The sequence below is a fragment of the Micromonospora sp. WMMD734 genome, assembly GCF_049178975.1.
GTDB lineage: Bacteria > Actinomycetota > Actinomycetes > Mycobacteriales > Micromonosporaceae > Micromonospora > Micromonospora wenchangensis.
In genome coordinates, this window is sequence record NZ_JBMHMK010000001.1 from 4,988,525 (window position 1) to 5,001,989 (window position 13,465).

The window sequence follows — 13,465 nt, forward strand, 5'->3', positions numbered from 1 at the left end:
GCACACAACCACGACAGGTAAGACCAACAGGAAGGAAAACACGTGACCATCCGTACCCAAGAGGAGATCGTCACCCGGGTCTGGGCTCTCCGGGCCAACCGACAGGACATCCTCGGCTTCCGGGAGGACGTGCTCGTGGAGGCACTCGACCTCGACCACGCCCGCCAGGTCATCACCCCCCGCCACCCGGTTGAGTGGACCCAGCGGGTCGACCACGAGACCTACGCCCGGGACTACCTCGAGTTCGCCATCGGGAAAATCCTCGACCACCGGGGCAACTCGGCGAGCCGGTCGGTGGACAAGCTCAGCGAACTCGCCTGGCTCCTCGGCCGCGACGACATCGTGGCCGGGATGGACCACGCCGGCTACCCAATGTACGGGGCGCCCAAGGTCAAGGCGTTCGCCGACGGGTTCGACTGGCCGTTCCTCGACGGCGACGACGGGCTGGCCCTGGCCCGGATGGCTGACGGTCAGCAGTGCGACCCGCAGGGCTGCGAACGGGGCTGCGCCGACTGACCACGACCTGGCCACCGGCCCAGCTCCCGACCCTCGACGTGCCCGCGTAGACAGCCGGCACGTCAGCTACCCCGCGCCCCACACCAATTCGACTTGATCGATTGGACTGTGGGGCGTTCCATCGTCGGCGCAGACACCGCCCGCGCGGCGTCGACACCGACCAGCACGCACCGGCGGCGACCCGACGTGTCGCCGTAACCCTTTAGCACCACCGGGGTGTGGTCGCCCACCCGCCCGGCCCGACAGGCCGGCACGGGGTTGGCCCCACCCGTCTCCGCTGTGCGGTACCCACCGCCCGCGCACCCGGAGACGGGTGCGCGGGCTCGACCTTGGAATCGAGGCATCAACATGACCACACCAACCCCACCGGCCCCCCAGGCCGGCGTACCGCAGAACAACCCGTCCGCGACCGACACGCCCACCGCTGAGGCCGCCTCCGGCCGGTCCGGCTACCTGTATCGGAAGGTGGCCCTGCACCTAGCCGACCACCCCGACGACATCTTCAAAACCGGCGAGATCACCCGGGCGATCAGCGCGCCGTCCTCCGGCGCGGTGTTCGAGGTGCTGAAGAAGATGGCCGCCGCCGGGCACGCCACCCACCATCGCGACCCGCACCACCGTTTCCAGATCACCCAGGCCGGCATCGACGCCGCCGGCACCCTCCCCGCCACCGCACCCCGCGCCCGCGCCAGCAGTGGTGGTGGCCGGCAGGCGCGGCCCGCGCCGGTGGCGCGGCCGAACGGCACGCTGTACCACCCGCGGCGGCTTGGCCGGGGCTGGGACGTCGAGGAACTGCGGCGGCTGCGCACCCGGCAGGTGCCCGTGCTGCTGTACGGGCCGCCCGGGACCGGCAAGACGGCCATGGTCGAGGCGGCGTTTCCCGACCTGCTGACCGTCGCCGGTACCGGCGACACCGTCGTCGATGACTTCCTCGGTTCCTACAACCCGATCCCCGGCGGCGGCTACGAGTTCGTCCACGGCCCCCTGGTGATCGCGATGCGGGAGGGGCGGGTGCTGCTGGTCGACGACGCCACCCTCATCCCACCCCGCGTCCTGGCAGTCCTGTACCCGGCCATGGACGGCCGCGGAGTGATCACCATCCCCGCAAACGGCAACGAGACCGTGCAGGCCGTCGACGGGTTCTACATCGTCGCCGGCCACAACCCGGGCGTGCACGGCGCGGTCCTCACCGAGGCCCTGGCCTCCCGGTTCACCGTCCACCTGCACGTCACCACCGACTGGGACCTCGCCCGCCAACTCGGCGTCCCCAAGCAGGTCGTGGCCGCGGCGATCGACCTCAACGCCGACCTCGCCGCCGGCAAGACCGTGTGGGCGCCGCAGCTGCGCGAACTACTCGGCTTCGTCAAGGTCCGCGATCACCTGGGCATGACCGCCGCTCTAGCCAACCTGGCCGGCATCGCCCCGGAGGACGCCCGCGACGACGTCACCGCCGCTCTGTCCCGACACACCGGCACGCCCATCACCGCGCTCGCCCTCGGCAAGCGCTAACCGCCGCCCGCCTCAGAATTCTGGAAGGAGCCAATCCGTGTCACACCCCAGCACCCACCTCCAGCAGGGCGTACCGCCGACGCCGGCCGGCGCCAGTGACTGGCATGACTGGTCCGCGGCGTGGACCCGGCACGTCCCGCTGCTGACCGGCCGTACCGACCTCACCGTCCTCGTCGCCCCTGGCGCCGCCGGGGACGCGCCCGAGTGCTTCTACCCCGCCCTGAACCGGATCGAGGTCGACGCCACCTACATCGCCGAGCGCCCCGACGTGACCGACCCGACGAAGGCCCGGCACAAGCGGATCGTGCCCACCGGCTACGGGCTGCTCGTGCACGGCGCCGCGCACGCCGCGCACAGCCGCTGGAACACCCCGCCTGGCACCCCGCCGATCCTCGCCGCTGTCGCCGACATGCTGGAGGAATCCCGGGCCGAAGGACGCCAACGCGCCCGCCGCCGGGCCGATCGCCGCTGGCTGCGCCACGTCGTAAGAACCCTCCTCGACCCCGACGACGCAGCCGTCGACGACGCGTGGCACGCCGGGCAACTCGCCGCCCTGCTCCTGGCCCGCGTCGACGCCCGCATCGTCACCAGCAAAGACGTCCGCCCGGTCCGGGCCGCCGTTACCGGCGTCCTCGGACGCAAGCGCCTGCGGCAACTGCGGGATATCTGGCGCGAGGCCCACACCTGCGACGACACCGACGCCCACACCATGATCTGCCTGGCCCGCCGGTGGTGCCAGGTCCTCGGCATCGACCCCGACCAGCAGTACGAGACCCCCGTGCCGGACGCCGGGCAATTCGCCGGCCGCCTCGCTGCGGCCCTCGTCGACTACCTCGCCGTCGCCGCCGGCGTCACCCCGGCCGAGTACGCCGCGGCGCTGCTGGCCCACCGGCACAGCCCACCGTCGGAGTGGGACCGCCGGGACCCGACCGAGCAGGAACACCGCGCGGCCCGCGACCTCGCCCACCGGCTGCGGCAAGCCCGCACCCCACACCCCGAACCCGGCCGGCGCCCCTCGGTAATCCCACCCGGCCGGCTGCGAACCCGGCAGGCCATCACCGCCGAAGCCCAAATCGCCGCCGGGCAACTCCCGACCGCCGCTCCGTGGCAGCAACGCGCCCAGCTGCCACCCGAGAAACCCCGTTTGCACCTGGCCGTCCTGGTCGACCTGTCCGGCTCGATGGACCGCTACACCGAGGCGATGTCCTCCGCCGCGTGGATCTTCGCCAACGCCGCCCGCCGCGCCGACGCGACGACCACCACCATCGGTTTCGGCGACCGCACCACCGTCCTGGTACCCCCACGCACCCGCCCCACGCAGGTGCTGACCATGCGCACCGGCCTCGCCACCGCCACCTTCCCGGAAGCGGTCAAGGTCGCCGACCAACTCCTCGACCTACGCCACGGCCGCACCCTGCGGATGCTCGCCGTCGTCTCCGACGGCTACCTCGACGACATCCCCGCCGGGCAACAACTCGTCACCACCCTGCACCAGGCCGGCTGTGCCGTGCTGTGGCTCCACCCCTCCGACCCACCCACCGACGGCGAGCCGACCGACCCCGACCAGATCTGGGGGCACACCTTCACCCACGCCACCACCCTGACCGTCACCGACCCGACCGAGGCCATCGCGGCGATCGCCGACGCCGCCGTCACCGCACTCACTCGGGCCTAATCCCGGCCGAGCGGGCCCCGAGCCAGCGGCCAACCAATCCCCACTCCGCGCCGCGGCGCTGCGCCGGCTGCGGCCCGCGCAGCGCCGCATGCCGGGATCCACGACATACCAGGGCCTGGAATGCGGGGCTGCCACAGGCGGCCCAACCGCATCTCGGAGGGCCGATGCCTAACGGCTTCGCTGCTGCCCCGCGACTTGACCATCGCGCGCCATCGAAGCGTGCATGCATCGCGCCCCGACCGCCCCCCGCGTCCGGACGCGGTACGACGCTGCCCATCAAGGAGTTCCTCATGCGTTACGGCACCGACGACGAACACCCCTTCGACACCGACAACCGTGCCTGGCGGCGCCTGCGCGACGTCACCAGCGAACACTTCGACGCCATCACCTGGAACCGAGACCCGGACGGACGACCGGTCCTGCTCACCCTGCGCGACATGCGTACCGGAGACACGGTCACCCTCGCCGTCCTCGACTCCCTGGAGATTCGCGACCCGCACGCGCTACTCGCGGTCCACACCAGCGGAGGCCTCCACGCCCACGGCCCCACCAGCGGCGCCGAAGCAGCCCACTCCCACGCGGCCACGCTCGCGCTCAACAGCACCACCCTCGCCGTGACCAGGCCCGTACCGCTGCACGACCCCGCCGTCACGGATCTGCCCGCCACCAGTTGGGTCGACCTACCACCCGACCTCGCCCACGTCCTGCGCCCGGCCCTCGACGACGCCCGCACTGCCGTCCTCGTGCTGCTCGACCGCACCGAAGGCTGGCTCGCCGCCATCGGCCCGTTCCCCAACCACGCCGCCGCCGACACGTGGCAACCCGCCGACGGACCCGGCCGCACCGCCGACCGGCTCACCGTGCCCCTGCACCCGATCACCATCGAGCAGGACCAGCCATGACCAGCACCCGATCGCTGGCACACCCCGCCTCCTCACCCATCGTGGCCATCGACGTCGACGGCGTCCTCAACCCCGCCAACCCCGCCCACGCCGAGACACTCGGCTACCGGCCACACCGCTACGACGGGCCCGGCCCGGACGGTCAGCACGTCACCGGCACCGTCTGGCTGAACCCCGACCACGGGCCGTGGCTGCGGGAACTGGCCGAGCGCGCCCAGCCTGTGTGGTGCACCAGCTGGAACCAGCTGGCCGCCGCATGGATCGCGCCACGACTGGGCCTACCGACCACCTGGCCGCATGTTCCCGTCCATGCCGGCGGGGTCCGCTTCGGCCACCAGAGCAAACTCAGCCCCCTCTACGCCTGGGCCGCGCGACGGCCACTCGCCGTCCTCGACGACGAGTTCGGCGGCAAGGACCCCACCACCGCCGACCAGCGCACCACCGACGGCGCACCCACCCTGCTCCACCCGGTCGACCCGTACGACGGGCTGCGCCGCGCCGACGTCGACACGGTGCTGACCTGGCTGGGTCAGCTCTGACCAGGCCACCGGTGCCTCCCGGCGGCCGAGGCCTTCGCCTCACCCGGATCCGCGGGGCCCGCACCCACCGATGCGGGCCCCGCGCCGCAGTTACAAGGAGTTGACTATGGACAGCATGTTCGATCCCGCCGACGAACCGGGCACCGACCGGTCACCCCGACTCAGCGTCGGCGACCCGGAGCTACACAAGACCCGACGACTCGCCCGCGAGTGCGCCACCTGCATCTTCAAGCCCGGCAACCCGATGCACCTCGACCCCGGCCGGCTCAAGCAGATGGTGACCGAGGCGCGCGGCGACGCCGGCTACATCATCTGCCACTCGACGCTGCCCTACGCCGGCAGCCCGGTCCCACCCGCACTCTGCCGGGGTTTCGCCGACCGCTACCGCACCTGGCAACTACAGGTCATGGAACGACTCTGGGGCTTCGTCGACGTCGAGCCACCCGACCCGGACCCCACCCGCACCCCCGAATGCCCAGGAGACACACACCATGCGTGACATCAACGGCTTCCTCCGACGCCAAGACCAAATCATCGAGACCACCGGCTGGGCCGTCACCCACGTCCTGCCCACCGACGACGACCCCGGCACCACCGCCCCGTTCGCCTACACCGTCGGACTCACCGCCCACGACTACCCCGAACTGATCGCCGCCGGGCTGCCACCTGAGATCGCCCACAGCCTCCTCAACGACCTGGCTCGCCGGGTCTACGACAAGGCCGAACGGTTCGCCCACGGCCAGCGCATCAGCGATCTCATCGCCGGCTACGACGCGATCATCATCGACGGGCCACCCACCGACGAACTGCTACCCGCGATGGCGATCAACCGCTACGGCCGCGACCAGATCCGCCTCCAGCAGATGGTGTGGCCCGACCAGCAGGGCCGGTTCCCCTGGGACGACGGGTACAACTTCGGCCCCCAGGCACAGCCGCTGATCGCCCAACTGTAACGGGACACCCCTGCCGCATCCTGTCTGGGATTCGTGCGTCTCCGCGGGCGCACGAATCCCAGATAGGAGAGGAGCCGCAGGGCAATATCAACGGGCACGGTGTCGTCGCCGGTGCCATCGCTGAGATCTACAAACCATCACCCAGTCATTCGGTGCCGGTGAATGGCGGTTCGCCGGGGAGGAGTGCGAAGGCGGTCTTTTCGTCGTTCGGCGGAGCAGGGCGGCCGAGTAAGCACTGACTCGGGCGCTGCTGGTCCGTGAGCCAACTTCGGCCGCCTGGGACCAGCCGCAGTGCACGTACTCAAACATCGGCAGACTTGGGCCGGGCCAACAACCGTGATGTCATGGTCGTTGGCCCGGCCCCTTGCCCGCTCAGTCTGAGATTTTTTTCGGGCTGTTCGCTGACCGATAGTCATACGACAACGCTTCCCGCGCGGCCACCATCTCCCGCACTAGCGAAGTGGCGCGGTAGTTGTGCAGCCCGCCGGTCATCCCTGCCACGGTGATCAGCGTGTGGTGCAGTTGTGCCGCCTGCTCGTCTGACAGTCCCCGAGTCTCCAAAACAATTCGATGGACGCCGCGGCGCGGCCGGACCGCTTGAGCAACGGCGCCGCTCGGAGGCTCCTCGCCTACGTCATCGGTATCGAGGTACATGACCGGATTGCTCTGGCCCTGCTTCCACTTCACGGGACTCTCCCCTCCCACCAGCCAGGAATACTCATCGGACTCACGCAAGTCGAATCGGATCCGGCCGTGATCGACCGGCTCCCAGCCCAGGATGTCGAACGCGCCACGGACGCGGCCATTGCGCACAGCGAGCAGGACGTCGCCATACACGTCGAGTGTCCGGCTACTCAATACCCAGTCGCCAGCCGCCGCCTCGCGTACCTGCTCGGGCGTCGACGCGTCGTCGCCTGATCGTCGAATGTTCACTGCAATCACTGGCGCCCCTCCTCGCAAGACGTTGGTATCTTATCTAAGACTTTCAGAAGAAGCTAGCGTCTGTTGTAAGACGTTAAGCATGGCGGCCTCGGCGCCGCTAGGTCATGTCTCGAAGCGCGCATGGTGGACGGCGGGCTTGTTGAACCGGCCGGCGACGCCAGAATCAGGGCACCCTTCTCGACAGATTCCGAAGCTGAGAGGGCTTGCCTCACCTAGCGCATCCGTGCTCTGTACTCGCGCCTGCACGCCGGCGGGCTGCCTGATCGCCGCCGGACGGCGGCGGTCAGGAGGCGCCAATCTGCTCGGTGACACGCCTGGTGTCGTGTCCGTTCGCGGTTCGCGGCACGGGCGGCCAGTACCGGCGGACGGTGCGCTCGGACCGGCCGATTCTGGTGGCGATGTCGGCTGGGTGCAGGGACGGGTCCTGGCGGTACCAGTAGGCCACGGCCCCGGCGGTGTCGGGCGGCACCTCTGCGCTGCTTGTACCGTCGTCCGGTTCGGGGTCATGTTCCTGGCTCTCGAGGGGGTCCGGTTCAAATTCTTGGGCAGCCCCCGGAGTATTGACTCTGTCCTGCTCGTCGGAGTTCTCGACCGGCGCGACTGAAGAGCCGGTGGGGCGCGACCTGCTGCTTCCGGACCGGTCCGTGTCGGGGTGAGAAAGGTCAGTGCCCCGCAACGGCGCCGTGTGCGGGGACGACGCCGAGGCGTCGTCACCGGTCCGGACGAGGTGAGCGTCCTCGTGGTTCCGTGCATCGTCCCGCGAGGGCTCAGGTGCAATTTCCTCGGTGTCGCGCCCATCGGTCGGCGACTGCCCGGTGGCGTCCGCATTCGAAGGCTCGCCCTCGTCGCCGCGGATCGCAGCCTCCGGCTTGTCCGTCGGCGATACGTCGAAGCCTCGGACCTGCTGCGCTGCATGGGGCGGCCCTGATGCGAGGGCCGGTGCCTTCAAGCTCGGGGGTTCGGCCGTCGGGAACGGCGTCTCCGTTGGCGTAGTGGCGGGTTGCTGGCCGTCGGCCCGGCTGACGGAGGGGGTGCGGATCCGTCCCGCGATCTCGACCAGGCTGATGCTAGCCACGACGACCAGCCCGTCAACGGAGATGGGCAGCAGGTAGGAGGCGGCGGCACCGGTTTCGCCGTACCGGGCGGCGACGCCGACCATGTGCCAGTAACTCACCCAGGCGGCGATGCCGGCGATGACGGCGGCGGCGATCAGCCGGGCGGCGGCCAGGCCGCGGCGGTCCGCGGGTACGCGGGAGATGAGTTCGACGGTCAGCAGCAGCGCCAGCGGCGGCCACGCGGCGATGACCTGGCTGATGAGGTTCGGCCGGGCGTGTAGGACGTTCGCCGCGATCGACGCGGCGACGCCGAGGGCGAGCACCGCCCGCACGGCCCACCGCAGGCGGGTCAGGTGCCGGAGGTCGGCCTCTGCTATCTCCGGGGTACGGGCGGAGTTGTGCCGGGGTAGCGGTGTGGCGGTCATGCGGCGGCTCCGTCACCGGGCCGGGGCGCCGGCCGCAGGTCGGGTCGGCGGGCGGGGCGCTGCACCTGGGCGACCAACTCGTCGGCCAGGGCAATGGTGTCGTCGCTGGGTTCGGCGTCGATCTCGCCGAGGACGCGGGTGAGAGAGCGGCGCAGGCTGCGGATGGCGTCGAGGTGCCCGAGCGCGGCGCGGGCCCGCATTGCCTGCTGGTACAGCTCTGCGGCGTACGGATTGTGGCCGATCGCGGCGTCGAGGACGGTGAGCTGCTCGGCGGGGTTGTCGGCGAGGGCATCGGCGAGGGCGAGGTAGGCGTCGAGTGCCTGCTGCCGGACGGCTTCGCGGTAGGGCTCGATCCATTCGTAGTCGGCGCCGTCGGCCAAGTGCCCGCGGTAGGTATCGACCGCGCGGCGCAGCGCGGCGAGGCGCTCGGCCGGGTCGGTGGCCTGGTTGGCGTCGCGGATCGCGGCGCGCATGCGCCACAGGTCCACGTCGACGGCGTCGCGGTTGAGGACGTAGCGCTGGTGGGGGTGGGTGAGGTAGGTGCCGCGTCCTGCGGTGCGGCGCATGATGGTGCGCAGGTCGGACACGTAGGTGTAGAGCCGGCCGGGTGCTTTGTTGGCGGGGGCGTCGGGGAGCAGGTCGTCGAGGATCGCCTCGGCGGAGGCGTCGCCGTCGTGCACGGCCAGGTAGACGAGCACTTCGAGGGATTTCTTGCGCAGTGTCGGCCCGGGCGGCACGTCGACGATCGCGGCGGTGCCCAGGACAGTGACCTGCACCCTCCCGTGGCTGGTCTCCTGGCTCTTCTCGACCGCGCCGCCGGTGTCCGGTTCCTCCACGGCGGGCGGGGGCGCACCGTCGCGGGCAGTGTCCGCGCCGCCGGCATGGGCGTCGGTGGGCGGAGTTGCCTGGGTGACCGGGGTGGTCTCGCTGCTGGCGCTGCCTGCTGTTGCTGTTGGGGCGGCGGGAACAGGCTCCGGGCCGGATGCCGGCAGGTGGTCACCCTCGCGGGCGGGGACGCCGGGTGGCGCCGGCTCGGTGTCGGGAGAAGGTTGCGCATCGGGTGCGGTGGTCGTGGCCTGGGCGGTGGTGACGGGTTCGGTCGGGGCGGGAGCCTGCGGCTGGCCGGTGTGGGACTCGGCGAGGGTGACGAGCAGGTCGCTGGTCTCGGACGGGGTGAGGACGGCCAGTCGGCCGATGTCGGCCGGGTGGCCACCGTGGCGGGAGCCTTCCCCCTGGGCGCGGCTGGTGGTGCCGTCTGCGGCGACGACGACGGTGTCGCCGTCGGGCCATGCGCCCAGCAGCACGCCGTGGATGTCCAGGCGCTGGCCCTGGGCGAGGAGCGCGGCGATGCGGGTGCGCTGGTGGCGGGTGTCGGCGTCGGCCAGCAACAGGACGGGCGGCATCGGCTCCCCTGTTGGGTCCACCGCGCGGGCCTCGGCGGCGGTGTCGACCTCGTGCGCGTAGGCGATGCGGCTGCGGTGCAGGGTCTGCGCCTCGAGTAGGTCGAGTGCCTCGTCCAGGCCACCGGTGACGGTCAGCCGCGGGGTGCGGGGCAGCGCGACGGCACCGGCGCCGAGCAGCGTCGCCGCGGTCGCCGACGGCATGACCAGCCAGGTGCGGTCCTCTGGTGCGTCGAGGCCTCCGGCGGCCAGGGCGGCGGCCATGAACCCGCGGGCGGCGGCCTCCGCGCCGGGACCGGTGAGCCCCAGGCCGGCGGGCGGCCAGACCGCGGCGAGCGGGTGCGCCAGCGACGGCACCACTGGGCGGAGCGCAGTGTCGTCTCCTGCGCTCGGGTCCGCGACAGGCGCCGGCGTTACGTGGTCGTCCTCGTCGTCGAGACCGGCGTCGTCGAGGGCGTCGTTCTGGTCGTGCCGCCCGGCGATCTCCGGGCGGTCGTCGTCGAGCAGGTCGACGTCCTGATCGGAGGTGTCAGGGCCGTCCAGTACGGAGGTGTTGTCGTCTGCTTCGGTGCCGTCGGGATCGGTGAACAGCCCGAGGTCGTCGTCCGGACCTTCGTAGCTGGCCGGGTCGGTGGAGGTCGTGGTGGCATGGCGCAGGCGGCGGCGGATCTGGTTCACCACGGGCGGCATGGGCGCCACGTCGGGGTCGTCCACGCGCAGGTCGGCCGACACGGGCCGGCGGGTGTAGCGGCGGCGACGGTGGGCCCAGACGAGGGCGACGGCCGCGAGGATCGCGGCGACGAGCCCGGCGTCGAGCCAGCTGCCGGTGCCGAGTAAGACGCCGGGCGACGTCTCGGTTCGCGGCCCGGGTGTCTGCTGCCCGTCGACCGCAGGGCTGCGCGTCGCCGAGGCTCCGGAGGCCGACGGCTGCTCAGCGGGCGTGGTGGTGACAGACAGCGAAGGGACGTGGACTACGCCGTCGTCACCGTCATGCGGTGCCGGGGTGGTGGGGCCTGTCGACGGTCTCGCGGACGGCGCGTCGGGTGGCGGCTGGGTGGGTTGGCTCGGTGGTGTCGGCGGAGGCGCGGCGGTGCCGGGTGTCGGCTGTTCGGGGCCTGCCGCCGGCGGGCTCGCGGGTGGCGGGGTCCGGGGTGTGCCGGCGGGTGGTGTGGCGTCGTCGGGCAGTTCCAGGGTCCAGCCGGGGTAGATCAGGTTCGGGTTGGTGAGCGTGCCGCCGATGTCGCGGAAGTGGGTGCCCCGGTTGAGGGCGAAGATCTCCGGCCACCGGTTGGCGTCGCCGAGCCACTGCTGGGCGATCTCCGACAGGGTGTCCCCGCGCCGCACCTCGCAGGTGTAGGTCTGCCCGGACGACACGAGCGTCACGTGGCCAGCTACCAGCCGCGCCGGCACCTGATCCCCCATGTCCGGCAGGGCGGACGCCGACGCGGCCGCCTGCCAGGGCTGCGTGTGGTGCCCATCCGTGCTCACCAGCCGCACGGCGCCGCTGGGCACGGCCGTAGCCGTAGCCGAAGCGGTGGCGCTGGTGCGGGCGGTTATCGCCTGGGCTGGCTGGGTGAGGGCCGGTGCGGCCTGGGCCGCGGTGGCTAGGACGCCGCCGCTGATGGCGGCCACCAGGATGGCGGCAAGCCCGCGGGCCGGCGCGATCGCGCGGGGTTGCGGCAGGCGGATGCCCGTGACGGTTTCGGCGACCTCGGCGATCAGCGACCAGATGAACGCCGCCCACACCGCCCAGAGCAGGCACACGACGGCGTTGCCGAGCATGGCGTCGGTCAGCGGTGAGGTGAGGGCGGTGCCGACGTCCTGCCAGGTGGGGACCTCGCGGGGTAGCGGCCAGCCGACGTATCGGATGAGCGCGTACGGCACGCCGGCGGTGAGCAGCACCAGGATCCCGAGTCCGGCCAGCCGGCGGGCGGTGGCGGCGAGGAATGCGAACACTGGGGCTCCCGGTCGTTGGGGTGGCGGTCCTGGTCAGTTCGGTGCGGTGACGCCGGTCAGAGGGCTGGCGGTCGCGGTCGCGGACACCGGCAGGGCGCTGATTCCGACGAGGTGCAGCAGCTGCGTGGGCCGGGTGCCGCTGATGGTGACGGTGACGGCGGTGGGGGTGGCGGACGCGGTGACCTGCCCGTCGACACCGGCCTGTTGGGCGAAGCTCCGCGCGGCTGCGGCGGCCTGGGCGGGCTGGAGCTGGACAGTGCCGGTGGCCCTATAGGTGGCGAGGTCGATCTCGCGGGCGCCGGCCCGGGCGGCGCCCTGCGCGACGTCGAGCAGCCGCACCTTGTCCGACATGCCCAGGCCCAGGTCGAGGACCAGGCCGGCGAGGATGAGGACGAGGACGACGCCGAAGATCGTCCACGGAGTGATCTGGCCGCGGTCGTCGTGGCGGGCCTGCTGCAGGCGCGTACGCAGCCGGTTCATGGCGCCGTTGTCCCGCGGTAGGTGTCGAGGGGCTGGTGTGAGGTGCCGCGGATGGTGATCGTGCCGGGCAGGCCGAGGCCGTAGAGGTCTTCGAGGCGGACGGTGCACGCCACGGTGGCGCTGACCTGCCCGCCGGCGACGAACGCGCCGGGGTCGACGGTGACGGTGGACGGCTGGCAGGTGAAGGCCCGCCCGGCCAGGGTGGCGGAGGCGCCGTCGGCGCCTGCGGCGCGGGCCTCGCCGGGGGTGCGGGCGAGGGACGCCTGGCGGGCCGCCGCGGCGGCAGCGGAGTTGACATCGATGGCGGCCGAGGCCAGGCGCAGGCACGCCACCACCGCGAGGGCGGCCAGGACCATCAGCGGTACGTAGCTCAGCGCCATCTCGACGCTGACCGAACCCCGGTCTCCGCGCAGCCGCGGCACCCGGCGGCGTGGATGTCCGCTGCGGCGCTGCTCGCGGGTCACGTCGAGTCTCCTTCCACTCCAGGCGGCGAGAGGGCCAGCGACAGGGTCGAGGGGCGGAAACGCTCGACCGGGGCGCTGGCCTGGGTGCTGACCTGCAGGCGCAGGAACGGCACGACGGCGGGCACCCGGCCGGACACGGCCACCGTGGCGGTGTCGGCGGTGCGGGTGACCGACACGCGCGGGTCGACGACGACCTGCCCGGCGACCTGGTCGAGGACGGTTGCGGCGTCGGCGCGCCCGGCGGCGGCGGTGCCGCCGGACACCCTGGTGGTCTGCAGGGCGTGGTTCGCGGCGTGCTGGACGCCGAGTTGGGCCAGGGCCCACAGGGCGAACTGCACGCCGACGAGGACGAGCAGGAACAGCAGAGGCGCGTAGAGGACCACCTCGGTGGTGACCGACCCGCGGTCACCACCGAGCCGGCGTCGCCTGCCTCGTCGCGTTCGGTGCATGGCTAGAGGTTGATTCCGGTGATCTTGGTGATGATCTTGCCTTGGAAGATGGCGTAGACGGCCAGGACGAGGGTGACGAGCAGGGCGATCCACATGACCTTCTCGGTGGTCTCGCTGCCCCGGTCGCCGGAGTCGCGCAGCCGGCGGACCCGGTCGACGAGGGTGAGGTGTGCCAGGGTCAGCAGGGCCATCAGCTTGCT

At 71.9% G+C, this 13,465-nt stretch carries 14 protein-coding genes; 7 read left to right on the forward strand and 7 right to left on the reverse strand.

Translation table 11 applies throughout. From position 1 onward, the window contains the following. The first annotated feature begins 42 nt into the window (after window positions 1-42). From ACN267_RS21345 to ACN267_RS21375, 7 genes are all read left to right on the forward strand, one after another. Window positions 43-516 (forward strand): hypothetical protein, encoded by a 474-nt coding sequence (locus ACN267_RS21345; RefSeq protein WP_421489485.1) that lies wholly within the window; start codon window positions 43-45, stop codon window positions 514-516. A gap of 348 nt (window positions 517-864) precedes the next feature. Further along, a complete protein-coding gene (locus ACN267_RS21350; protein WP_421489486.1) occupies window positions 865-2,025 on the forward strand; it encodes an AAA family ATPase in 1,161 nt (386 codons plus the stop codon). 37 nt (window positions 2,026-2,062) lie between these two features. Then, complete coding sequence (locus ACN267_RS21355; RefSeq protein ID WP_421489487.1) at window positions 2,063-3,700, forward strand: VWA domain-containing protein; 1,638 nt, start codon at window positions 2,063-2,065, stop codon at window positions 3,698-3,700. 290 nt (window positions 3,701-3,990) lie between these two features. Beyond that, the gene (locus ACN267_RS21360; protein ID WP_421489488.1) at window positions 3,991-4,602 is read left to right on the forward strand and encodes a hypothetical protein; all 612 of its coding nucleotides are present in this window, start codon (window positions 3,991-3,993) and stop codon (window positions 4,600-4,602) included. Next, complete coding sequence (locus ACN267_RS21365; RefSeq protein ID WP_421489489.1) at window positions 4,599-5,141, forward strand: hypothetical protein; 543 nt, start codon at window positions 4,599-4,601, stop codon at window positions 5,139-5,141. Before ACN267_RS21360 ends, ACN267_RS21365 begins: the two co-directional genes overlap by 4 nt. A 106-nt stretch (window positions 5,142-5,247) precedes the next feature. Then, window positions 5,248-5,640: a hypothetical protein gene (locus tag ACN267_RS21370; protein WP_421489490.1), complete on the forward strand. Its 393-nt coding sequence runs from the start codon at window positions 5,248-5,250 to the stop codon at window positions 5,638-5,640. Beyond that, on the forward strand, window positions 5,633-6,094 hold the full coding sequence (locus tag ACN267_RS21375) for a DUF4262 domain-containing protein (RefSeq protein WP_421489491.1): 462 nt from the start codon (window positions 5,633-5,635) through the stop codon (window positions 6,092-6,094). The genes ACN267_RS21370 and ACN267_RS21375 overlap by 8 nt, the downstream gene beginning before the upstream one ends. Before the next feature lie 372 nt (window positions 6,095-6,466). Here the strand turns inward: ACN267_RS21375 and ACN267_RS21380 are convergent, their stop codons facing one another. From ACN267_RS21380 to ACN267_RS21410, 7 genes are all read right to left on the reverse strand, one after another. Next, a complete protein-coding gene (locus ACN267_RS21380; RefSeq protein ID WP_421489492.1) occupies window positions 6,467-7,036 on the reverse strand; it encodes a hypothetical protein in 570 nt (189 codons plus the stop codon). Between the two features lie 283 nt (window positions 7,037-7,319). Next, window positions 7,320-8,516: a DUF2637 domain-containing protein gene (locus ACN267_RS21385; protein ID WP_421489493.1), complete on the reverse strand. Its 1,197-nt coding sequence runs from the start codon at window positions 8,514-8,516 to the stop codon at window positions 7,320-7,322. Continuing rightward, window positions 8,513-11,872: a BTAD domain-containing putative transcriptional regulator gene (locus tag ACN267_RS21390; RefSeq protein ID WP_421489494.1), complete on the reverse strand. Its 3,360-nt coding sequence runs from the start codon at window positions 11,870-11,872 to the stop codon at window positions 8,513-8,515. Before ACN267_RS21390 ends, ACN267_RS21385 begins: the two co-directional genes overlap by 4 nt. Window positions 11,873-11,905: 33 nt before the next feature. Continuing rightward, complete coding sequence (locus tag ACN267_RS21395; RefSeq protein ID WP_421489495.1) at window positions 11,906-12,352, reverse strand: pilus assembly protein TadG-related protein; 447 nt, start codon at window positions 12,350-12,352, stop codon at window positions 11,906-11,908. Further along, window positions 12,349-12,732, reverse strand: coding sequence for a TadE family protein (locus ACN267_RS21400; RefSeq protein WP_421490470.1), 384 nt, complete (start codon window positions 12,730-12,732; stop codon window positions 12,349-12,351). The genes ACN267_RS21395 and ACN267_RS21400 overlap by 4 nt, the downstream gene beginning before the upstream one ends. An 80-nt stretch (window positions 12,733-12,812) precedes the next feature. After that, window positions 12,813-13,265: a TadE/TadG family type IV pilus assembly protein gene (locus ACN267_RS21405; RefSeq protein ID WP_421489496.1), complete on the reverse strand. Its 453-nt coding sequence runs from the start codon at window positions 13,263-13,265 to the stop codon at window positions 12,813-12,815. A 2-nt stretch (window positions 13,266-13,267) separates the two neighbouring features. Continuing rightward, window positions 13,268-13,456 (reverse strand): hypothetical protein, encoded by a 189-nt coding sequence (locus tag ACN267_RS21410; protein ID WP_421490471.1) that lies wholly within the window; start codon window positions 13,454-13,456, stop codon window positions 13,268-13,270. Window positions 13,457-13,465: the final 9 nt, after the last annotated feature.

What these genes read in the sequence shown, in the direction of transcription:
- ACN267_RS21350 (WP_421489486.1), top strand. Translation starts at nt 865, where the DNA reads ATGACCACACCAACCCCACCGGCCCCCCAGGCCGGCGTACCGCAGAAC.
- ACN267_RS21360 (WP_421489488.1), top strand. Translation starts at nt 3,991, where the DNA reads ATGCGTTACGGCACCGACGACGAACACCCCTTCGACACCGACAACCGT.
- ACN267_RS21365 (WP_421489489.1), top strand. Translation starts at nt 4,599, where the DNA reads ATGACCAGCACCCGATCGCTGGCACACCCCGCCTCCTCACCCATCGTG.
- ACN267_RS21370 (WP_421489490.1), top strand. Translation starts at nt 5,248, where the DNA reads ATGGACAGCATGTTCGATCCCGCCGACGAACCGGGCACCGACCGGTCA.
- ACN267_RS21375 (WP_421489491.1), top strand. Translation starts at nt 5,633, where the DNA reads ATGCGTGACATCAACGGCTTCCTCCGACGCCAAGACCAAATCATCGAG.
- ACN267_RS21385 (WP_421489493.1), bottom strand. Translation starts at nt 8,516, where the DNA reads ATGACCGCCACACCGCTACCCCGGCACAACTCCGCCCGTACCCCGGAG.
- ACN267_RS21395 (WP_421489495.1), bottom strand. Translation starts at nt 12,352, where the DNA reads ATGAACCGGCTGCGTACGCGCCTGCAGCAGGCCCGCCACGACGACCGC.
- ACN267_RS21400 (WP_421490470.1), bottom strand. Translation starts at nt 12,732, where the DNA reads ATGGCGCTGAGCTACGTACCGCTGATGGTCCTGGCCGCCCTCGCGGTG.
- ACN267_RS21405 (WP_421489496.1), bottom strand. Translation starts at nt 13,265, where the DNA reads ATGCACCGAACGCGACGAGGCAGGCGACGCCGGCTCGGTGGTGACCGC.
- ACN267_RS21410 (WP_421490471.1), bottom strand. Translation starts at nt 13,456, where the DNA reads ATGGCCCTGCTGACCCTGGCACACCTCACCCTCGTCGACCGGGTCCGC.